Origin of the sequence: Emticicia sp. W12TSBA100-4, from assembly GCF_040253585.1 — a bacterium.
Taxonomy (GTDB): domain Bacteria; phylum Bacteroidota; class Bacteroidia; order Cytophagales; family Spirosomataceae; genus Emticicia.
In genome coordinates, this window is sequence record NZ_JBELAU010000004.1 from 147,649 (window position 1) to 168,408 (window position 20,760).

16 protein-coding genes are annotated in these 20,760 nt (G+C 39.4%); 2 read left to right on the forward strand and 14 right to left on the reverse strand.

Annotation, left to right across the window (positions count from 1 at the left end):
- Positions 1 to 46: 46 nt before the first annotated feature.
- From ABR854_RS06370 to ABR854_RS06410, 9 genes are all read right to left on the reverse strand, one after another.
- Positions 47 to 937 (reverse strand): hydroxypyruvate isomerase family protein, encoded by an 891-nt coding sequence (locus ABR854_RS06370; RefSeq protein WP_350264542.1) that lies wholly within the window; start codon positions 935 to 937, stop codon positions 47 to 49.
- Between the two features lie 124 nt (positions 938 to 1,061).
- A complete protein-coding gene (locus tag ABR854_RS06375; RefSeq protein WP_502881182.1) occupies positions 1,062 to 1,625 on the reverse strand; it encodes a hypothetical protein in 564 nt (187 codons plus the stop codon).
- A gap of 260 nt (positions 1,626 to 1,885) precedes the next feature.
- Positions 1,886 to 3,154 (reverse strand): AGE family epimerase/isomerase, encoded by a 1,269-nt coding sequence (locus ABR854_RS06380; protein WP_350264544.1) that lies wholly within the window; start codon positions 3,152 to 3,154, stop codon positions 1,886 to 1,888.
- 89 nt (positions 3,155 to 3,243) lie between these two features.
- Positions 3,244 to 4,242 carry a bifunctional heptose 7-phosphate kinase/heptose 1-phosphate adenyltransferase gene (locus tag ABR854_RS06385; RefSeq protein ID WP_350264545.1) on the reverse strand — a complete coding sequence of 333 codons (999 nt, stop codon included), beginning with the start codon at positions 4,240 to 4,242 and terminating at the stop codon, positions 3,244 to 3,246.
- Between the two features lie 124 nt (positions 4,243 to 4,366).
- Positions 4,367 to 4,831, reverse strand: a complete 465-nt coding sequence (locus tag ABR854_RS06390) for a type II toxin-antitoxin system VapC family toxin (RefSeq protein ID WP_350264546.1) — start codon at positions 4,829 to 4,831, stop codon at positions 4,367 to 4,369.
- Positions 4,828 to 5,025 (reverse strand): hypothetical protein, encoded by a 198-nt coding sequence (locus ABR854_RS06395; protein ID WP_350264547.1) that lies wholly within the window; start codon positions 5,023 to 5,025, stop codon positions 4,828 to 4,830. The genes ABR854_RS06390 and ABR854_RS06395 overlap by 4 nt, the downstream gene beginning before the upstream one ends.
- Before the next feature lie 186 nt (positions 5,026 to 5,211).
- A complete protein-coding gene (locus ABR854_RS06400; RefSeq protein ID WP_350264548.1) occupies positions 5,212 to 6,432 on the reverse strand; it encodes a DUF2264 domain-containing protein in 1,221 nt (406 codons plus the stop codon).
- Positions 6,433 to 6,479: 47 nt separating this feature from the next.
- The gene (locus tag ABR854_RS06405; RefSeq protein WP_350264550.1) at positions 6,480 to 7,526 is read right to left on the reverse strand and encodes an isoaspartyl peptidase/L-asparaginase family protein; all 1,047 of its coding nucleotides are present in this window, start codon (positions 7,524 to 7,526) and stop codon (positions 6,480 to 6,482) included.
- Between the two features lie 156 nt (positions 7,527 to 7,682).
- Entirely contained in the window at positions 7,683 to 8,930 is a 1,248-nt protein-coding gene (locus tag ABR854_RS06410) for an ROK family transcriptional regulator (RefSeq protein ID WP_350264551.1), read from the reverse strand.
- A 401-nt stretch (positions 8,931 to 9,331) separates the two neighbouring features.
- Here ABR854_RS06410 and ABR854_RS06415 point away from each other — a divergent pair, with 401 nt between their 5' ends.
- Positions 9,332 to 12,733: a DUF7133 domain-containing protein gene (locus ABR854_RS06415; protein ID WP_350264552.1), complete on the forward strand. Its 3,402-nt coding sequence runs from the start codon at positions 9,332 to 9,334 to the stop codon at positions 12,731 to 12,733.
- An 80-nt stretch (positions 12,734 to 12,813) separates the two neighbouring features.
- On the forward strand, positions 12,814 to 13,821 hold the full coding sequence (locus ABR854_RS06420) for a sugar phosphate isomerase/epimerase family protein (RefSeq protein WP_350264553.1): 1,008 nt from the start codon (positions 12,814 to 12,816) through the stop codon (positions 13,819 to 13,821).
- A gap of 63 nt (positions 13,822 to 13,884) precedes the next feature.
- Here the strand turns inward: ABR854_RS06420 and ABR854_RS06425 are convergent, their stop codons facing one another.
- The 5 genes from ABR854_RS06425 to ABR854_RS06445 form a co-directional block, all read right to left on the reverse strand.
- Positions 13,885 to 15,411 (reverse strand): FG-GAP repeat domain-containing protein, encoded by a 1,527-nt coding sequence (locus tag ABR854_RS06425; protein WP_350264554.1) that lies wholly within the window; start codon positions 15,409 to 15,411, stop codon positions 13,885 to 13,887.
- 117 nt (positions 15,412 to 15,528) lie between these two features.
- Complete coding sequence (locus tag ABR854_RS06430; protein WP_350264555.1) at positions 15,529 to 17,250, reverse strand: GMC oxidoreductase; 1,722 nt, start codon at positions 17,248 to 17,250, stop codon at positions 15,529 to 15,531.
- Positions 17,251 to 17,357: 107 nt separating this feature from the next.
- Positions 17,358 to 17,888 carry a gluconate 2-dehydrogenase subunit 3 family protein gene (locus ABR854_RS06435; protein WP_350264556.1) on the reverse strand — a complete coding sequence of 177 codons (531 nt, stop codon included), beginning with the start codon at positions 17,886 to 17,888 and terminating at the stop codon, positions 17,358 to 17,360.
- Between the two features lie 93 nt (positions 17,889 to 17,981).
- Entirely contained in the window at positions 17,982 to 18,860 is an 879-nt protein-coding gene (locus tag ABR854_RS06440; protein WP_350264557.1) for an alpha/beta hydrolase, read from the reverse strand.
- Between the two features lie 178 nt (positions 18,861 to 19,038).
- Positions 19,039 to 20,709 carry a carboxylesterase/lipase family protein gene (locus tag ABR854_RS06445; protein WP_350264558.1) on the reverse strand — a complete coding sequence of 557 codons (1,671 nt, stop codon included), beginning with the start codon at positions 20,707 to 20,709 and terminating at the stop codon, positions 19,039 to 19,041.
- Between the last annotated feature and the right edge of the window lie 51 nt (positions 20,710 to 20,760).

Here is a 20,760-nt window from a genome sequence, read left to right on the forward strand (position 1 = left end):
ATTTCAAACTAACAACTGTGGTCTATCGACTATTGACCGTGGACTATTAAGCGATATCACAAATCGTAACGCCTTGTTTGAGCGATGCGAGGGCATCTGGGCGTTTTGGTACGAATTCTTGTCCAACAAAACCTTTGTAGCCAGTTTCTACGATTGCACGCATGATGGCTGGGTAATTTAGCTCTTGTGTATCATCAATTTCGGCACGACCTGGTACACCGCCAGTATGGTAGTGCGAGAAATATTTGTGAGATTTTTTAATCGTTGCAATTACGTCGCCTTCCATGATTTGCATGTGGTAAATATCATAAAGCAACTTAAATCTATCTGAGCCAACTTTATCGCATAAGGCAATTCCCCATTTGGTAGTATCGCACATATAATCTTTGTGGTTTACTTTGCTATTGAGCAATTCCATCGTTACGGTAATGCCATATTTTTCGGCCGAAGGCATTAATCTTTTTAAGCCAATTGCACAGTTTTCGAGTCCTTGCTCGTCTGACATTCCTCTACGATTTCCCGAAAAACAGATAACTTTATCCAAACCTGCTTCTTTTAATTTCGGGAAGATTTCTTCGTAGCTTTTTACCAACTCATCGTGTAGTTTGAGGTCATTAAAACCATCATTAATGCCTTTTCCTGCACCCCACGGCATGGCACAAGTCAGACCGTATTTCTTCAAAATTGGCCATTCTTCGGGGCCTTGTAGCTCGATTGATTTGATTCCCATCGCAACGGCTGCTTTGCAAAGGTCTTCCAAATCAACTTTAGAGTAACACCAACGACAAACCGAGTGATTGATTTTGCCGTTGAGGTCGGCACCGAGTGCTTTTTCGTTGGCGGCAAATACTTCGCTGAATGTCATCGGAGAAAATGCCACGGCTGTTCCGCCAATAATATTTTTGAGTGCCGATCGGCGAGATGAATTAGAATTCATTTTTTTGTGAGTTTTTGGTTGAATAAATTAGCCTTTCGATAGGCGAAAGCCTTCTCAATTAAAGTCGGTAAATTAAATAATTAGTTTGGTTTTACCTTCATGGACTGAGCAAGAATATTTTTCATTACTTGTTGATAGATTTCAGCGTTTTAAGAACCCCTTCTACAAACAGGATTTTTGAAATATAAACAAGCCCCATAATCCATAGATAGTCGTAAGGAATAGGTCTTAGAAAAACGCCACTTACAGATAGAATATTTGATACAATAATAGTAACAATGCTTAATGAAATGTTAATATGAATGCCTTTTTTAAATAATCCATAAATACTCATAAGAGCTAATTGAATCATTACAATTAATACTAAAACTTGAGTAAGTGTGGCAAATCGTGGGAAAAGCACATAGATAAAACCTATTGCAAGCACGAGTGATACACCGATTCTCCATAAATCGTTTTCATTATTTGTGCCTAAATATCTATTCAATTTTGAAAGAATAAAAAGATTGATTTGTCCTTCAATAATATAAATAATTGTTACGAAATTGATGATAATTGCATTGCGATTAAATAAAAAACTTACCCAAATACCTACGAATGATATACAAAGCGATAGTAGTAAGAGCTTGTCTAAGATATCTATTTTAGGAAGTCTTGATTGATAGTAATAATATACAAGCAAAGGCATTTCGAGAGCTTTAAATATACAAACCACCCAATAATGATTGTTTATTTGACCATAAATATCAAGCGATATAATGATGAAATATAAGAAGAAGACGACTCTTTTTAGATTCATAGCTATTAGAATCACATATTGATTTTAATTTTTCTAAGAAATGTAGTTAGAACCAATATGTGAGATTGAATGCCCCGAAGGTACTAACTTCAATCAATTCTAAATGCTTTTTGAGTGATATTTATTTGTTGCTTACACATGAAATAAACTTATTCTTCCAATAGCTTATTCAACCTCACAACCGATTGCACCATTGCTCGCACATCGTGATAATTGATTTTCCATGAATGGCTCATGTGTCGCCAAATTGGTTCACCTTGGCGGGTCATTAACGGCCACCATTCGCCCAATTTATGATTAATCATTTTATCAAATACAAAACGATGAATATTTACGTAAGCATCCCAATATTTTTCGTCTTTTAGGTATCGGTAAGCATCCAACATTCCGATAAGCATTTCGGCTTGTTGCCAAAACTCTTTTTCTCGGTCATAAACTTCTCCAGCGTGCGAACCTTCTACATAAACGCCACCAAATTCCCAGTCAACGCCATTATCAACCGAATGGCTAAATGATTTCTGTATTTGGTCGTGATGCGTATCATAAGGTAATTTCAGAATATCGAGGGCGTGCATCAACAGCCATGCAAACTCGGCATTGTGGCCATAGCTGGTGTTATCTTCGGCAGCGGCTTTTTGTCCGTCTTCACTAAATCTGTCCCAACCCCAAACGATGTCGAATTTAATTTGAGGAGCAACTGTCCAATCAGCCCAAAATTGCGGAATTCCAGTGCCGTATTGCGGGTGCATGATTTTCTTGGTCAGCAATTCGATTGATTCTAATAGTTTACGTCTGTGTACTTGCTTGCCCGTGCATTCATAGAGTGTAGTGAAGGCTTCCATCAGGTGCATGTGAGCATCGAGCGTTTTGCGGTCGCCACCTGCTGGGCCAGCACCTTTCAAATCCCAGTTTCGATGGAACATTTCCCAATAGCCACCGTAATGGGTATCGACTACGTGTTTTTGGAGCAAATCGAATACTTTTTCGGCATATTCTTGGCCACGAGGGTCGCCAGTAGCGAGAGTGTATTCGCTCAGACTATAAATAGCAAAACTATGACCGTAAACGATTTTCTCATCAATAACTACTTCGCCTTTGCGGTTCATCATCCAGTAAAAACCGCCGTGTTCTTCGTCCCACATTTTATTGAGTAGAAAATCAACACCGTGGCGAGCCATTTCGGCCAATTTTCCATCACCATAACCCGCACGATGTGCCGAAGAATAGGTGAAAACCGAACGAGATTGAGCAATCAAAGATTTTTCGTCTTCGCCCGAATCATTGCCAAATTCATCGAAATGGGTTAGAAAACCACCGTATTCGTTGTCAACGGTGCGAGAAATCCAGAAAGGTAAAAGGCCATTGTTGAGGTAAGCGACGATTTCGTCTCGCAGCTCTCGGGCATGAGAAGGATTCATGTTGAATAGTTTTTTATTGAGGTTGAATAGTACTTAATGTATAATTGATAATATAAAATGTATAATGCAAAATAAACAATGGCTTTATTTCACATTAAATTTATAATCTCATCCAAAGTAGCCGTGCCAGTCTGTTGTAATTTCTGTACTGTAACGGCAGCGGCTAAGTTAGCAATTTCAAGCGATTGTGTGATGCTTGCCCCTGTTCCTTTGCTGGCCGAAAATGCGGCTACAACTGTGTCGCCCGCACCAACGGTATCAAGTTCGGTGTTTAGTTGTAATGCTTTTATGCTTTGTGTTTCGGTTGGACTGATGTATGAAATACCGTGTTCGCCACGAGTGATTACGAGTGAGCTACCTATTTTTTCAAGTAGTATTTTGGCATGTGCAATGCAAGCTATTTCGTCAGCTTCTTCGATGGTTGAAATGCCTACTAATCGAGCTAATTCTTCGGTATTTACTTTTAAAATACTATGTTTTATATGAAGTCCGAAAGCCCGTAAATCGGCTACAAAAAGGCAATTCGAGAACTTTGATAAAATATCATTTAATCGCTGAATGCGTTGAGGTGTAAGTAATGGGTTTGGAAATTGCTGATTGATAATCAGTACATTAAGGGTAGGTAGTGCAGATTCGATTGCTTGCAAAATTTCATCAAAAATGGCTTCCGAAAGAGTGTTATGAGTGCCAAAATCCAACCGATTTTCTTCACCATTGACCGACATCGGTTTCGTATAAGTACAAGTATCCCAACCACTCTGAATTGTTTTGAGATTTGCGGTATCAACATTCAGTTTTTGAAATAAATGTTGCATTTCTCGACCGTAAATATCATCACCCACACAGCCAAAAACGTGTAGATTTTCTACGCCCAAAGCGGCCAAATTTTGCACTACATTTCCAGCAGCACCGAGCGATGTTTTGGGCTTGTTTCCCCAAAAAACTTCTTTGCCAGTTTCAACTGAAAACTCTTGGGTTCGTTGATTGATTCCGTAGTAAAAATCAACGGCAAAATCGCCAATCACACCTACTCGTAAGTGCTTGATTTGTTGGAAAATTTCCTTTATTTCGGTGGGTTGAATGGGCATTTGACGAAAACACTATTTAGTTATCATAATAATTTAAAGGCTACTTTGACCGAAGTTGTTTTTCTGACGCTTTGAAACTATTGCCATGAAAAGTGGTTTATCAAAGCCTTTTAGTGTTGAATATTTAGTCTTTAAGGTAATGCTGTATTTCAGCAGGTAATATCTTTTGCAAAGTTAGAAACGAACCATCTAAATGGTCGAAATCACCATCAGTAGTAATGAGTTTTAGATTTAAAATTGAGGCTGTTGCGGCAATCCATAAATCATTTTTGCCCATATTTCGAGGAGTTTTAAATGAGTACTGGTCGTAATCTGGGTGATTACGCTGGCTGTACGCATCAATGCCAATGTATGAAGGTAAAAGCAAATCACTAATGTCAATAACTCTGACTTTAGTGAAAAAAGACTCTAATATTTGTATTTTATTGTAACCCCACTTATTCTGAAATGCAATTGAGTGTATCTCCGCAACATTGACAAACGAAATATAAATAGATTCCTCATTAGGATTTAGATATTCCAAAATCTTATGTCCTGATTTATCCCTTACTATTGAAAGAATGATGTTTGTATCTAATAGAAGGTTCATTTTCTGAGCATTTTAATCGCTTTTTTGTAATCTTCGTCAGGAAGTGGTTCGCCTTCCAAATGATACAATTCTTTTGGGTTATAGCCAGTTTGTTTGGCAAATGCAGTTGTGCCACCTGCTGCCAAAATTTCTTCCGCCGTATAAGTTTTGATTTTCTTGAAAAAATAGGGTTTTTCTTTAGTTGCTGCTCTCATTTTTTCTTATTTCGTTTTCTCAAATCTATAACAAAAACTTAATAAAACCAATTTCATTACATGAGTCAAGACTTATATAAATTTCTGAATATATCTACTTGTGTTTGATGTTGATGCAAAGTAACATATATACTACGCGTTCTATTTACGTAGATAAAAAATATGTGAAGTTATTTTTGAAAAAAATCAATCCACATGCCCATCTTTTTTAAATGGTTTTCCACTCCATGCTTTTTTTGATGTCCATTCAGCAGCAGGAGAAGTCCAAAATGGGTGAGTGGCTGGCAAGCCGAGTGGTAAAAATCCGAAAGTGCAGAGATACAAACTACCAGTCGAGATATAAGGCTCAGCAATATCGGTTTGGTGGCCTGCAAAACCCAATTGTAGCCAACCTTTGGCATCGAAAGTGCCTTCGGCTTCAAACTGATTTTGCATTACTTTTGTCAAAGCACAACGCACTTGAGCGGGTTGAATATAGCTTGATAGATTATTGTTTAAAGCCACCAAAGCAAGCACATGAAATGCTCCAACTCGATAGGCTATCGAACGCCCGATGGGTGGATAAGTACCTTCGGGAGAAATGAATCTTTCTTGATGTTCGGCGTAGCGAATCATGCGTTTCATGGCCAAATCATACTCTTCTTTCTTGGCGAGTTGGTTTTCGACCATCACCTGCAAAACTTCTACAAGCATTGGGTGAATGACAAACGAATTATAATAATCCATCGCAAAACTCGGCCCATCGCCATAGATGCCGTCGCCAAAATACCATTCAGGTATCTTTTTGAGGGCGTAATCAATGCGAGCAGGGTCGTAGTCTTCTCCAATTTTTAGTAGAAATACCTCAGTCATGGCCGAAAATAATAGCCAATTGCTATAATACGCCTTACGATTGCGGAGCGATTTGAATTCTTCTACAAAACGCTTTTTTGTTACATCATCGAGTGGGTCCCAGAGTTTAGTTTTTGCTCGTAGAAATCCCTGTGCCAAGAAAGCCGCATCAACCAAAGGCTGCATATCTTTTCTGAAATTTAGATAATCAGCACTTTGCGGATTGACCATATTTTTCAAGCCTTTGAGCAATTCTTCACGCAAGGTTTTGCGGAGTTTTCCTTCTTCGGTATCATCATCTTCGAGGGCCAACCACGGTGCAATCCCCGCAACGGTTCGTCCAACGGCCTCTAAGTGCGATACAGGAAATTCTCTTTTGTAGGCATTCGGCCCAGTTTCGGTGGGCATATTTTTAACCAAAGTTTCTTGGGCTAAATTATGCACAACAGGGTAGGAGATTTTATACAGTAATTTACTCCAATAAGCTCGATGTTGTTCGCCAGTTTCATTGTTTTGGGCAAATAAAAATGAAGAATTTATCAGCAAGAATAATAGAGAAATTACTGTTTTTTTCATTCTGTTATAGGTTTTTAGGCTGGAAACTACCCATTGAAAACTACGGACTATTTATAATGACTTGTAGCCATAAATACTTTTCCGCCTTCATCGCTGGCCGTAACTGAGTAACTAAACCCTGGATTGATAGAATAAGCACCGTATTCGCCTGCTTTATTGATGGCAATAAAACCTACTTGGAAGTTTTTGGCTTTTTCAGGGTTGATTTTTACCAAACGCTCAATCGCACCTTTGCATGCTTCTTCGGGCGATTTGCCCATTCGCATCATTTCTACCACTAAGTGTGTACCCGCAATGCGTATTACTTCTTCGCCTTGCCCCGACGATACGGCTGCCCCGATTTCATTATCAACAAAAAGCCCAGCACCGATGATTGGCGAATCGCCCAAACGACCTTTCATTTTGAAGCCCATTCCACTCGTGGTACAAGCTCCCGAAAGATTTCCCGAAGCATCTAAAGCAATCGTTCCCATCGTATCGTGATTGAAAGAGCCATCTTCAAATTTATTTGGAGCAAAAGGTCCATGTCCTTCTTTCTTTTGTCCCTTACTTTGTTGTTGCTCTATATTCATAACTGGCTTATATTCAGACTTTTTAAGCCAATCTTTGTATGTTTTTTCAGCATCGGCCGAGAGTTTATCGGGTTCTAATTTAAAGCCATTGGCTAATGCAAATTGCTGTGCTCCCTCACCCACCAAAAATACGTGTGGCGTGAGTTCCATTACCTTACGAGCAACCGAAATCGGGTGTTTGATGCGTTGTAAATAAGCAACTGCACCACAGTTGGCGTGTTCGTCCATGATACAAGCATCGAGCGTTACTTTTCCATCACGGTCGGGATTTCCACCTAAGCCTACGCAGCAGTTGATAGTATCTTCAATCGAATTTGCTCCTGCTTCAACGGCATCTAAGGCACGGCCATTTTTTTCTCGTAAAATCTTCCATGCTACTGCATTTACGGGCAAGCCACTATCCCAAGTCGAAACAACGATTGGCTTTTGTGGAGCAACAAATTTTTTTGCAAATGCTTGACTAACAGATAAAAACGGCAAACTCAGTACCGACCAATGTAAAAAGTTTCTTCTTGATTGCATAGTTTGTTGATTTGTTATTTGGGTATTAGTTATGTTATTAGTGAACTGGTTATTATTTACTGGTAAATAGGTTATTTGCTTCGCAATGTATTAGTTTTTTTTGCAAGTTTACACCAGTAACTAATGCACAAGTAACTCGGTATACTAATTTACCAATTAGGCTGTTTTTAAAAGAGATTCTACAACGTAGGCATGTACACCAAAGATTTTGGCATCTTCGCTGAGTTGCGAAATTTCGATGCTTAAATCTTCTTTGAAATCTGTCAAACAGTATTTGTTAATAGCATGTTCGATTGGATTAACGATGAGTTTTTGGGCTTTTGATAAAACGCCATCAATAATAATGATTTGCGGATTAAATAAATGCACGGCAATCGAAAGTCCTTTTCCGAGTTCAAGACCGATATTATGAATGATGTCGATTGCGAAGCCGTCGCCTTGTTGGGCGGCGTCAATTACCATTTCGAGGTTAATATTTTCGAGTGAGTCTTTATATTCGCCCAGTTTTGAAACATGACCATTTCTAAGGCCTTCTTTAATGCTTTTTAGCAGTGAAGATGCAGATGTAATCGTGTCCAGACAGCCAACTTTACCGCAGCTACAAAGTACACCATCTGGATTTACCTGTATGTGTCCTAACTCACCAGCAAAGCCCGACGCTCCATCAAAAATTTCTCCGTTCAGTACAATTCCTAAGCCAATACCCCAGTCAACATTCACCGAAAGAACGTGAGATTTACCTTTTGCCAAACCAAAGTGATATTCACCAAAAGCAGTTGCTTTTGAGTCATTAATAACAAAAGTTGGTAAATTAAAATGGTTTTCGATGAGTTTTCCGAGTGAAGTATTCTCGTTATTGAGGCTTTTATAGGTATAATTGATACCTGTTTTTTTATTAACTAAGCCTGGAATCGAAACGCCAAGAGCAATAATCTCCTTCCCTTTTGATACTTTTTGCTCTACGATTTTATCAACCAAATGAAAAAGTGTTTCGAGAAATGAAGGGTTATTTTTTAGCTGTAAATCAAATACTTGCGAAAAAACGATTTCATTTTTCAGATTAAGTACCGCAATCCGAGTATCATGGGTATTGATATCGAGTGTTAGTACAAAATTTTTATGAGGGTTGATGCCATAAATGGCAGGGCGGCGTCCTTGCTTTGAGATAGCGAATCCAGTTTCTGAAATCCACTTTTCTTCAACAAGCTCATCGACTAAGGCTGTGATAGAAGGGATACTAATGTGCAGCGAATTAGAAAGCTCTGCAATAGTATTTTTGTTGTTGAAATAGAGGTCATGTAAAATGCCTTTCTTCTGTTTATTCTTCTTGATATCTACAACAGACTCACGGCTGTTTCCTTCTACTTCCATTTCTGCAAGAGCTTCGTTCTTAGATGTTAACATAATAGTTTAGGTAATAATAGGTTTAGTTTTGGTAAATTGACAAGCAATTTATGAATTTTTAAATACTTATGGTATTAATTACCATAATGTTTTTTACTTTATAGGCAATAATTTAATTGATTCTTTAAAGTAAATGATATTTTTTAATAAAAACAAGTTGAATCTTTCTATAAATTAAAAAAAATTAATAAATAGGCTTTTTTTGATTAATTTATTAATTTGATTTGTGCAAACGTTTGTTTTCTCGAAATTACTACTACTTTTCAATATATTAGTTATAAACTTGCTTCATGTATGTAAAAATATCTAAAAAAACATTTATTTACAGAATGCCAATGTGAAGCGAATTGCTTATTTTTAGAGTTCAATTTTATCTCAATACTATCCAACCGATAAAAACTATGATTCTAAGAAAACTCCTAAAAAGCAAACTTATTTGGGCTTCAGCATCTACAATTCTGATTGTCTCTTGTGCTAAATTTGGGAAAAAAGAAACTCCTTTGGTTATCAACGAAGACCCTACTAAGGCAATTTCTAAAGCTAAAGAAATTCGTGAGAAAACATCAGCTAAAGTAATTGATGGCATAGAAATGACCCTCTGGGCATCGGATTCGCTCGCACCTGACCCCGTTGCAATGTCGATTGATGACCAAGGAAGAGTATATCTGATTCGTACGAATCGCCAAAAAAACTCCGAATTTGATATTCGTGGACACCGTGACTGGATGACCGAATCAATCGGACTCCAAACTGTTGAAGACCGTCGTGCATTTTTGCGTAAAACTTTCGCTCCCGAACGCAGCAAAGAAAATGAATGGCTTAAAGACTTAAACGAAGATGGAAGCCACGATTGGCGTGATTTGGCTATTGAAAAAGATGAGGTTTGGCGTTTGGAAGACACAAACGGCGACGGAATTGCCGATAAATCAATGCGAGTGTTGAATGACTTTTTTGAGGAAGTTACCGATGTAGCGGGCGGACTTTTAGTGCGTGGCACAGAAATGTTTATCGGCATTGCTCCTGACTTGTGGCGAGTGAAAGATACGAACGGTGATGGTATTTTTGATAAGAAAACATCAATTAGCCATGGTTATGGTGTGCATATCGGTTTCAGTGGACATGGAATGTCAGGCGTGACCGAAGGCCCAGATGGACGAATTTACTGGAATATTGGCGATATTGGTGCCAATATTACAACTGCTGATGGTAAAAAGTTTGAGCATCCAAACTCAGGAATTATTGCTCGTTCAAATCCTGATGGTAGCGATTTTGAGATTTTTGCAGCTGGTTTACGCAATACCCACGAGTTTGTTTTTGATGAATACGGAAACTTGATTTCGTCGGATAATGATGGCGACCACCCTGGCGAAAGCGAACGTTTGGTTCACGTAGTAGAAGGCTCAGATGCTGGCTGGCGTTCGAACTGGCAATACGGAAAATATACCGATCCCAAAAACAATAAGTTTAATGTTTGGATGGATGAAAAACTATCTAAACCACGTTGGGATGGGCAAGCGGCTTATATCATTCCGCCAATCATGAATTATCATAATGGCCCGACTGGTATGGTTTATAACCCTGGTACTGCTTTGGGGTCTGATTGGAAAAATAAATATTTCTTGGTTGAGTTTGTAGGAACTCCAACTCGCTCGCATATTTGGTCGTTTGGCTTAAAACCAAAAGGTGCATCGTTTGTGCTTGATGGCGAAAAAGACGTAGTAAGTGGAATCTTACCAACGGGTATCAAATTTGGTCCAGATGGTGCATTATACGCGGCCGACTGGATTAATGGTTGGGACACGAAAAACTACGGTAGAGTTTGGAAATTGGATGTAACGAAAGAAAAAAATGACCTTGAAGCACTCAGAAAAGAAACAAAACGCCTCATTCAGCTTGATTATACAGCTCAAACCGATGCTGCACTCTACGACCAACTTTCAAATGTAGATATGCGTGTCCGTCAAAAAGCACAGTTTGAACTCGCAAGTCGTGGACAAAAAGGCTTTGCTCAATTCACCAAAGCCATTGCCCAAACAAACAGTCAGCTTGCTCGTATTCATGGCATTTGGGGAGTTGGACAATTGACTCGTCAAAACAAAACTTTTGCTTCGCCATTATTGCCCTTATTGAAAGATAAAGATGAGGAAATTATCGCTCAAGCGGCAAAAATCATCGGAGATGTAAAACTCGAAAACACAGGTAGTGAATTAGTGCCTTTATTGAAAAGTAAAAATCCAAGAATTCAGTTTTATGCAGCCGAGGCTTTAGGTAGAATTGCTTACCAAGATGCCGTTGCTCCTTTGATTCAGATGCTCGACGCTAATAATGACGAAGACGTTTACTTACGTCATGCGGCAGTTTTGGCACTTTCTCGCATCGGAAAAGTTGAGCCAATCGTGGCTTTGGCTAATAACCCAAGTAAAGCACTTCGCACAGCAGCAGTTTTGGTTTTACGCAGAATGAAAAACGATAACATCGCTCTTTTCTTAAATGATAAAGACGAATACATCGTAGCCGAAGCGGCTCGTGGAATCAACGACGATTTATCAATTCCTGCGGCCTTACCTGCGTTGGCAGCAACTTTGGCCGAAACTCGTTTTACATCAGAACCATTGCTTCGCCGTGCCATCAATGCGGCTTTGCGTGTGGGTTCGCCAAAAGAACTTGATTTATTGATTGCTTTCTCTACTCGCACCGATATTAAAGATAATATCAAAGCTGAGGCATTGGCTACGCTCGGAACTTGGGGAAATCCATCGGTTTTGGATAGAGTTGATGGTCGCTATCGTGGCATTTTGGTGCGTGATGGAGCTTTGGTGAAAACTAAAATTCAGCCATTTATCGGCAATTTCTTGAAAGAAACCAATGCCGAAACGCTCGTTACGATGGCTGGTTTATTGGCAGAGTTGAATATTACCGAATACAACAACGAATTGGCTAATATCTACAATACCTCTGATAATGCCAAAGTAAGAGCGGCTATCTTACCTGCCTTAAATAAACTCAAATATTCAGATTTAGAAGCCGCAATCAAGAAAGGAATGGACGATAAAGATGAAAGCGTACGAACTGTAGCTTTGAGTCTATTGAACAACAATAATGTAACAAAAGAGAGCTTGCCTGAACTTGTGAAGACAATTTTTACGAAAGGAAGCATTAGAGAGCAACAACAAATTTTGATGGTTTTGGGTAAATTAACGATTGATAAAACACAAGAAGTTTTATCGGGCTTGATTGACCAATTGAAAGAAAAACAATTATCGCCAAATGTTTCGTTGGAACTGAAAGAGGCAGTTGAGGCTTCGGGTTCGGATGCACTTAAAACCAAAATTGCGGCCATTAAGCCAGGTGCATCGCCGATGGACGAGTACATGGAATCTCTTTTTGGTGGAAACCGAAACATCGGACGCAATATTTTTAATAATAATTCTACGGCTCAGTGTGTACGTTGCCACAATATGAGTGGTGAAGGTGCGTCGGTTGGACCAAACTTATCTAAAATCGGTGGTACATTGAGCCGTGAGCAAATCTTGCAAGCACTCATTGAGCCAAGTGCGAGACTTTCGCCTGGTTACGGAACAGTTTCGTTAAAACTAAAAGACGGTCAAGAGGTAACAGGAACACTCGCCAAAGAAAATGCCGAAGAATTAGTAATCACTACTTCCGATGCTGAGCCTTTGGTGATTCCAGTTTCACGCATTGCCAAACGAGAAAATATGCCATCGAGTATGCCGCCAATGGGCAGTTTACTTTCAAAACGAGAAATTCGTGATGTGGTAGAATTTTTATCAAATTTGAAATAAAAAATTACCTTGCTGCTGTAAGTCATTAGACTTGCAGCAGTTTTTGTTTCTACTATCTATTCAAAACTTATAACTTTACTATGAAAAATCAACTTTCTCGCCGTGATTTCATGGCAATTGCACCGATGGCCACACTTGGCTTGGTGTTGAACAAACGCTCTACTAATTGGCTCGATAAACCTAATTCAAAATTTAATGGCGTACAGATTGGAGCGATTACATACTCATTTAGAAGTATGCCGCACGATATTGACCAATTATTGCAGTTTTGTATTGATTCTGGTGTTAGTGCTATCGAAATGATGGGCGACCCTGCCGAAGATTTTGCAGGGAAACCTAAAAATCCGAATCCGTTTAGAATGGGGCCTCCGCCACGCCAAACTGCTGGCCAACCACCACAACGCCCACAAATGACAGAAGAGCAAAAAGCTCAAATGGCTGAATATAATAAAAGTGTTGCTGCATGGCGTGCAACTGCCTCGATGGATAAGTTTAAAGAAGTTCGTAAGAAATTTAATGACGCTGGCGTAACGATTTATGCTTTCAAACCCAATGCTTTTGGCGTTAATAACTCAGATGCTGAAATTGAATATGGTATGAAGGCTGCCAAAGCTCTTGGAGCAACATCGGTAACTTTAGAATTGCCAACTGACTCGGCTCAAACCAAGCGTTTGGGAGATTTTGGTTCAAAACATAAGGTTTATGTGGGATATCATGCTCACTTACAGGCAACAGATACACTTTGGGACGAAGCCCTGAGCCAATCACCGTATAACTCGCTCAACCTTGATTGTGGACATTATATTGCAGTAGGTGGAAAGAATACAAAAGAGTCATTATTGGCATTAATCGAAGCAAAACATGACCGCATTACGAGTATGCACATCAAAGACCGCACGGCTGATGGCAAAGGAAACTTGGCATGGGGCAAAGGCGATACACCACTCAGAGAAATTTTGACTTTGATGAAAACTAAGAAATACAAGTTTCCAGCAACGGTTGAGTTAGAATACGAAATTCCAGAAGGCTCAAATGCCGTGAAAGAAGTTGCTAAATGTATAGCTTATGCGAAGGAGTTATTGGCTTGATGAAAATATTTACTTGATAGACCGCCCGTAGGAACGTCCAATTTGGACGTTCCTACAATTTTTTTACTTCAACCTATTCATCAAAACCAATACCGCAGTATCTTTTTTAGATTCGTTTATTGCTCCACGTTTTTTGCGGTCGAAATTGCCCAGTACAATATCTTCATCACCATCTGCATCGAGGTCGGCGGCGTCCATTACGAGCCAATTTCCTGCATTTACTTCTTTTATTGATGTAGCCGAAAAAGCAAATTTTCCTTTGTTTTCGAGGTAAACAAAGCCTTCTTTTGGCTGGTTTTTAAAGTCAGGAAAATAAGCAATCGTAGCAATATCTAAATCTCCATCTTTATCAAAATCACGAGCTAATGCTTTAAAACAGCCATTGATTGGGTAGAAAAATACTTGTTTATAGTTGTTTTTGCCATCATTCAAATAGCCATAAACGCCGTGATAAGGCTTGAGTACGTGCGTGGTATAATCGGCATTATCGCCACTGGTGTAGAGAATATCTTTGTAGCCATCTTTGTTCAAATCAACCAATTCAAAAAAAGATGAACCATGAACAGGCGAGAAACGTAAAATCTCTTTAGTATCGAAAAGAGGAACGCCTCCCGACCCTCTTCCCTTATTCGTAAACAGAAAAATACCTTCTTGTGCTTGAGCAAAAAGCACCCAAATATCAGGCAAACCATCTTTGTTTACATCATCAATATATGCTTTTATGGCACCTGGAAACGGTCTGATTATTTGCTCTTGAAATTTGTTACTACCTACGTTTTTATTCCAAACTAAAGATCCGTTTTTATTTCCATAGCCACAAATGAGCTGGTCGATGAGTCCATCTTTATCTAAATCAATAGAAATACTTTGTACGGGACGAGTAAGATTTTCAAGAAGTATTCTTGTATTTTTGAAATTGGTCTTCCCATCAAAATCAAAGCTATGAATCGAGCCTTTGGCTAAATCATTTGGGTTTAAGATGCCGATATTTGTCAAGAAACCAGCTCGATTTCCTGCCTTCTGAAGCGTATTTCCAAAATCAATGTTAACAATGGTTTGTTTTACTTTTTGAGCTAAGATAGTGGCGGTTTTCTTATCAAAAATACTCAACATCGAATCACTGGCAGCATAGATTTGCTGATTTGCACTATCAATTTTTATGTAAGTAAGCGATGGAAAGCTACTTTGAGGAATAGCAATGGGTTTTACTGAAAACAAGTTAGTGATAGCAGAAACTGCTTCACGACCTTGGCTGGGTAATTTTTCGGGAGCATTTTCTCCATAAAAAGCCACAATTTTTGCCCATTCTTCGGGCGTGATACTGGCTACGCTCTCAAATTTTCCATTATCACCTTTCTGAATATCTGGGTATGCTTCGCCGTTGACAATTTGTAAGCCCAGTTGTTGAGCCATTACTGGCAAGACATTATTCTTCCAAGTATTTTTATCGAGTAAGTTTGGTTCTGGAAAAAGGTGGCACGAAGCACAATAAGTTTGAGCCAATTTTTCTCCTTCTGATTGCTTTTTACAGCTTAGCGTGAATAATAAACTAATAAATGAAAAATAACTTACTATCTTAAAAAACTTCATGCGTGTGATTTTTGATTATGAAATTATCTCAAATTTAACTTTTAACTTACTAATGTCCAAAACAAAAGGAAGCCTTCGCTCAAAGCGAAGGCTTCCTTAAAATATTAGAAGAATCTATTACAAATTCTTTTTCTTCAACTCTTTTACTGCAAAATCGGCCGCACGAGCGGTGAGTGCCATATATGTAAGTGAAGGATTTACGCAAGAAGCCGAAACCATTGCCGAGCCATCAGTTACGAAAACGTTTTTCGCTGCCCAAACTTGGTTATTGCCATTCAAGACCGAAGTTTTAGGGTCACGACCCATGCGGGCTGTTCCCATTTCGTGAATGGCCATACCCAAAAATGAGCCAGCATTATTGCCCCTTACGTTTTTCACACCTGCCGATTCGAGCATTTCAATCGCATCGTTTTGCATATCAACACGCATTTTCTTCTCGTTTTCTTTCAATTCGGCATCAAAAACTACTAACGGAATTCCCCACTTATCTTTTTCGTTTTTATCAAGATACATGTGGTTTTCGTAGTATGGAAGTGTTTCACCGAAGCCACTCAAGCCCATTGTCCACGGGCCTGGTTTTGTGAGTTCTTCTTTAAAATCTGCTCCAAAGCCTAATTCGGCTACATTTCGTTGCCAGCCTTGACGACCCGAACCTGCACCACCTTGGTAGCCAAATCCACGTAAATAATCACGTTTATCAGAACCAATATTGCGGTAACGTGGCACGTAGATTCCGTTGGCACGACGGCCATACGAATATTTATCCAAATCTCCTTCCCATATACCCGAAGCACCAATCTTGAAATGGTGGTCCATCAAATTATGACCTAATTGCCCAGAATCATTACCAAAACCATTCGGAAAACGGTTAGAAGTAGAGTTGAGCATCAAGGCCGTTGAGCCAATTGTGCTACCACAAACAAAGATAATTTTTGAATAAAACTCACGAACATCCATCGTTTGGGTATCAACGATGCGAACGCCTGTGGCTTTCTGAGTTTTTTCGTTGAATAAAATTTCTTTAACAGCAGAGTCGGGGCGAAGTGTTAGGCGACCAGTTTTTGCAGCAGGAGGCAATGTACAAGATTGTGTACTGAAATATGCACCATAAGGACAGCCTAATGAACATTTGTTTCGGTACTGACATCCTGCACGACCAACACCGAGTTGCTCTTTACGAGCTTCCGATAGGTTAGCTACACGTCCGATGGTCATTACACGTCCTGGGAAGTTTTTTTCGATACGTTTGCGTACTTCTTTTTCAACGCAATACATTTCCATTGGGGGCAAAAACTCACTATCAGGTAAATGCGGTAAGCCAAGTTTTTCGCCCGAAATACCTGCAAATTTTTCAACATAAGAATACCAAGGAGCAACGTCTTTGTAGCGAATTGGCCAGTCAATGGCAATACCTTCCTTTAAGTTTGCTTCAAAATCAAGGTCGCTCAAACGATATGATTGACGCCCCCACATGATTGATTTTCCTCCAACAATATTTGGTCTATACCAGTCGAAACGCTTTACTTCTTTGTATAATGCATCAGAGTCATTCATCCAATACTTTTCGGTCATTTCGTTGTACGGATAATCACGAGCGAGTTTTGGGTGACTTTCTTTTTGAGCAATTGTTAGGCGACCGTTGTATTGGGTTTCCCACGGAGCTTTCATTGCATTTTCGTAGCCTGTTACGTGGTCGAGTTGGCGGCCTTTTTCGAGCATCAATACTCGCATTCCTTTCTCTGTCAGTTCTTTAGCTGCCCATCCGCCCGAAATTCCCGAGCCAATTACGATGGCATCGTAAGTTTGGTCTTTGATTAAATCTATATTTAAGTTTGCCATTGTTTTTATTTGAGATGATAGATGTGAGATACTGGATTTGAGATACGAGACATGATAAATTGCGGAGTTTTTACTCTCAAATCTCCTATCTCGAATCTCTTATCTAATTATATTGCCCAAGCTTTTTGTCCTGGTTTGATAGGAATACAAGCCTCGAATTTACCTGGAATTGGGAGATATTCTAATGCTTGCGTTGCTCCGATTTCTGAGGTAAAATAGCCCGTTACGGTTAAGCCTTTCATAGTCAAGAAGAATGCTTTATTATCAACTGTACTTTGTTTGACCATCTCGTTTTTTTGGTCGAGAGGCAAGGCTACAAAACCTTTACCGAATTTGGCTTGGCTATCGGCATCAAGTTTTGCTAAACCAGCGTAGAATTTTTCTTGGTCGGCTTTTTCGTAGCAATCACGCATGACACGCACAATAAACTTCTCAACACCAGCTGCTTTTGCTCCTGGTGTGCCAGTAGTTGGAATAATAATATCGGCAACTTCGGCCAATAAAGCTGTTTGGTCGGCTGTTACAGCAACACTTTCGCCAGTGTTGAGCACTTCTCCCATAGCACCTGCCATTAATGGTGCTGATAAAACTCCCCCCAGTAGGTAAGTTACTCTCTGTATGGCTTCTCTACGATTCATATATATAAGTTTTGTTTTGTAATGATAGGGTGATTGAATGAGTGAATTTTAGAATTAGGTTATATGAACTTATTATATCATCCAAAGTTAGATTTATCGGTGAAAGGTGTCTCCTACAAACTTCAGAACTTCGGGCAATGCAGTACGCCAGTATGACCAAGTATGCCCGCCATCACGTACTCTAAATTCGTGCGGAATTTTCTTGTCAATCATCATGGCATGAAGTGCCATATTGCCTTTTATTAAGAAATCATCATCGCCACAATCAATGTAGAATTTTACTTTCTTCAAATCATCAGTATTGGCTGTTTCTACGATTTTTATTGGAGCATTTTTGTAGTAATGGTCGGTCAGACGCTCTTTCCCTTTTAAGTCTTTGCCATATAAATCACCAAAAACGTTATTCCAGCGATTAATATCAGCATTTTGTGTAACAACTTCTTCATCAGTCCAGATAGCAGCACTAAGTGGAGCTGCCGCTACAAACATATCGGGGTGTTTGGTTGCATAAAGCAGCGTTCCGAGACCTCCCATCGAAAGGCCAGCTACTGCTCTAAACTCTTTTTTTGCACGAATTCTATAGTTTGATTCGATGTAAGGAATAAATTCTTTGATAAAGAAATCTTCAAATTTGGTTTTGCCATCGAAAGTATTCATGTACCAACTCACACCAGCATCTGGCATGACGATAATCATTGGTGGAGCTTCGCCACTGTTGATGGTGCGGTCGGCAATTTCTGGAGTTTGGCCAAATTGAGTCCAACCAGTTTCGTCATCAGTGTAGCCGTGAAGTAGATAAAGAACTGGATATTGACGATTGGTTTTGTCGTAGTCGGCAGGCAAATAAATGCTGTACTCAACATCTTTGCCGAGGGTGCTACTTTTGATTTTTAGGCTTTCTTTAATAGTTCCTTGCTGGGCATAAGTAGCGAAAGAGCCTATCAATAAAAATAGCCAAAGAAAACGTTTCATTGTATAGTAATATGAGGTTGAATAAAAATCAAATATAGTAGATTTATTGTCGGTATTTTATGCTAAATACAGTTTTTTTAATAATTATGTTTAATTTTTTAATTCATTTATTTAATTCATTGCCGTCAGCTAAAGCAGACGGCAATGAATAATTTGATAGAATTTACTAAGATTTATCCTAACTCAAAGCCTTTCTTGCTTCACGGTCAGGGTCATTTTTCAAAATACATTCATCATTCAGAATCATGGTTTCACCTTTTTCGGAAGTATATCTTGCCCAATTTGGCAATCCTCCACCATTTGGATTTCCTGTGCGAACAAAGTTCAAGAATGATTTTGCCATTTTTTCTGAAAGTCTTCTTGGTCTTGCTCCACCGCCTGTGTGAGTAAGCATAAGATCGGTGTTATAGAACCAAAAACAAATATCATCGCAGTGGAATGCTCGCATACGACCATCAAAGAGTGGAGGTTGGAAACCAAACCATGCTAAATACACAGGTGCTTTTTGTTTGGCTTTTGCATCGGCTGTGGCAATTGCACCTTTGCGATTACTCATTACCATTGACCAAATTTCCACAGGTTTTTTATCAGGGAAAACCTTGGCGTAACTATCTACAATTTCACCAGTTTTTTCGCCAAAACGAGACTTGAGTTTTTCTTTTACATCATTAAGGGCAATATTTTCGAGTGAAGAATCAACTCTACTCGGAGATTGCTCATTGAAAGTGGTACAGATAATCATAGGTACATCGGCCGAAAAGTGCGAATTGCTTGCATAAAATGTACCTTCATCTAAGAAACGCCCGTCGGCAACTGGAGCAAAACCTCCACGAGCAAGATTCATGCGTTTGGCTTCATCGGCCATTTTGGTGGCAGCACGATTGGCAATTTCAATGTACTCTCTCCACGGAATTTGCTGTAATTTACCTATTTCATCCAGACCTAAACCCGCTTCTTTTAGTACCATTTCGCCCAGTTTTTCAGAATATTCTTTCGATAAACCATTGAGCGAAGAACCACTCAATGCTACCGCTTTATGGAATAAGCCTTTTGCTGATGGCATGGCAGTAAGCGTACAAACTTTTGCACCACCTCCCGATTGCCCTATAATGGTTACATTGCCAGCATCGCCACCAAAATTGGCAATATTATTACGAACCCATTCGAGAGCTGCCACAATATCGAGCATACCTACATTGCCTGAAGCAGCTAATTTATCACCACCTGCTTTGGCTAAGTTTGTAAAGCCCAAAGCTCCCAAACGATGATTAAGCGAACAGAAAACTACATCGCCCAAACGACTGATATTTTCGCCGTGGTAACCATCTTGCTCAATGCCGTTTCCGTTTACAAATCCACCTCCGTGTAGCCATACAATTACAGGACGTTTTTTCGAGTCAAGTGCTGGTGTCCAGACGTTGATTCTCAAACAATCTTCACTTACATCATCATAGTTCCAGTGGTCAACAAACGAAGCGTACTCGTTGGCGTAGCGTTTTTCCATGATTTGTGGAGCAGAATTTCCCCACCAAACTGCTGGTTTTATATCCGTCCAAGGTTTTGGTTTTTGGGGAGGCATAAAACGGTTTTCGCCCGAAGTATCTGCTCCATAAGGAATTCCCAGAAATGTATGGATTCCTCGCAAAATATAACCTCTTACTTTACCATATTGAGTGTTGGCAACCGCAATATTATCACCAACAAAAAGCACTTGTTCGTCTTCTTTCTCTTTAGGTTTAAAACCCTTAGCTTCAGAAGTAAGTGTAGAACCAAGGCCTAAGCCTACGGTACCCAAGCCAGTCGCACTTAGACCTAATTTTTGAATGAAATTTCTACGATTTGATTTCATTTTGATATTTTTTATAGGGTGAATAGATGGAGATTTTTGAGTCTATATTTT

Coding starts and splice junctions, on each gene's coding strand:
- ABR854_RS06430 (WP_350264555.1), bottom strand. CDS start 17,250: ATGGCAAACTTAAATATAGATTTAATCAAAGACCAAACTTACGATGCC.
- ABR854_RS06395 (WP_350264547.1), bottom strand. CDS start 5,025: ATGAGAGCAGCAACTAAAGAAAAACCCTATTTTTTCAAGAAAATCAAA.
- ABR854_RS06375 (WP_502881182.1), bottom strand. CDS start 1,625: ATGCCTTTGCTTGTATATTATTACTATCAATCAAGACTTCCTAAAATA.
- ABR854_RS06445 (WP_350264558.1), bottom strand. CDS start 20,709: ATGAAATCAAATCGTAGAAATTTCATTCAAAAATTAGGTCTAAGTGCG.
- ABR854_RS06370 (WP_350264542.1), bottom strand. CDS start 937: ATGAATTCTAATTCATCTCGCCGATCGGCACTCAAAAATATTATTGGC.
- ABR854_RS06435 (WP_350264556.1), bottom strand. CDS start 17,888: ATGAATCGTAGAGAAGCCATACAGAGAGTAACTTACCTACTGGGGGGA.
- ABR854_RS06400 (WP_350264548.1), bottom strand. CDS start 6,432: ATGAAAAAAACAGTAATTTCTCTATTATTCTTGCTGATAAATTCTTCA.
- ABR854_RS06385 (WP_350264545.1), bottom strand. CDS start 4,242: ATGCCCATTCAACCCACCGAAATAAAGGAAATTTTCCAACAAATCAAG.
- ABR854_RS06410 (WP_350264551.1), bottom strand. CDS start 8,930: ATGTTAACATCTAAGAACGAAGCTCTTGCAGAAATGGAAGTAGAAGGA.
- ABR854_RS06420 (WP_350264553.1), top strand. CDS start 12,814: ATGAAAAATCAACTTTCTCGCCGTGATTTCATGGCAATTGCACCGATG.
- ABR854_RS06440 (WP_350264557.1), bottom strand. CDS start 18,860: ATGAAACGTTTTCTTTGGCTATTTTTATTGATAGGCTCTTTCGCTACT.
- ABR854_RS06390 (WP_350264546.1), bottom strand. CDS start 4,831: ATGAACCTTCTATTAGATACAAACATCATTCTTTCAATAGTAAGGGAT.
- ABR854_RS06380 (WP_350264544.1), bottom strand. CDS start 3,154: ATGAATCCTTCTCATGCCCGAGAGCTGCGAGACGAAATCGTCGCTTAC.
- ABR854_RS06415 (WP_350264552.1), top strand. CDS start 9,332: ATGATTCTAAGAAAACTCCTAAAAAGCAAACTTATTTGGGCTTCAGCA.
- ABR854_RS06425 (WP_350264554.1), bottom strand. CDS start 15,411: ATGAAGTTTTTTAAGATAGTAAGTTATTTTTCATTTATTAGTTTATTA.
- ABR854_RS06405 (WP_350264550.1), bottom strand. CDS start 7,526: ATGCAATCAAGAAGAAACTTTTTACATTGGTCGGTACTGAGTTTGCCG.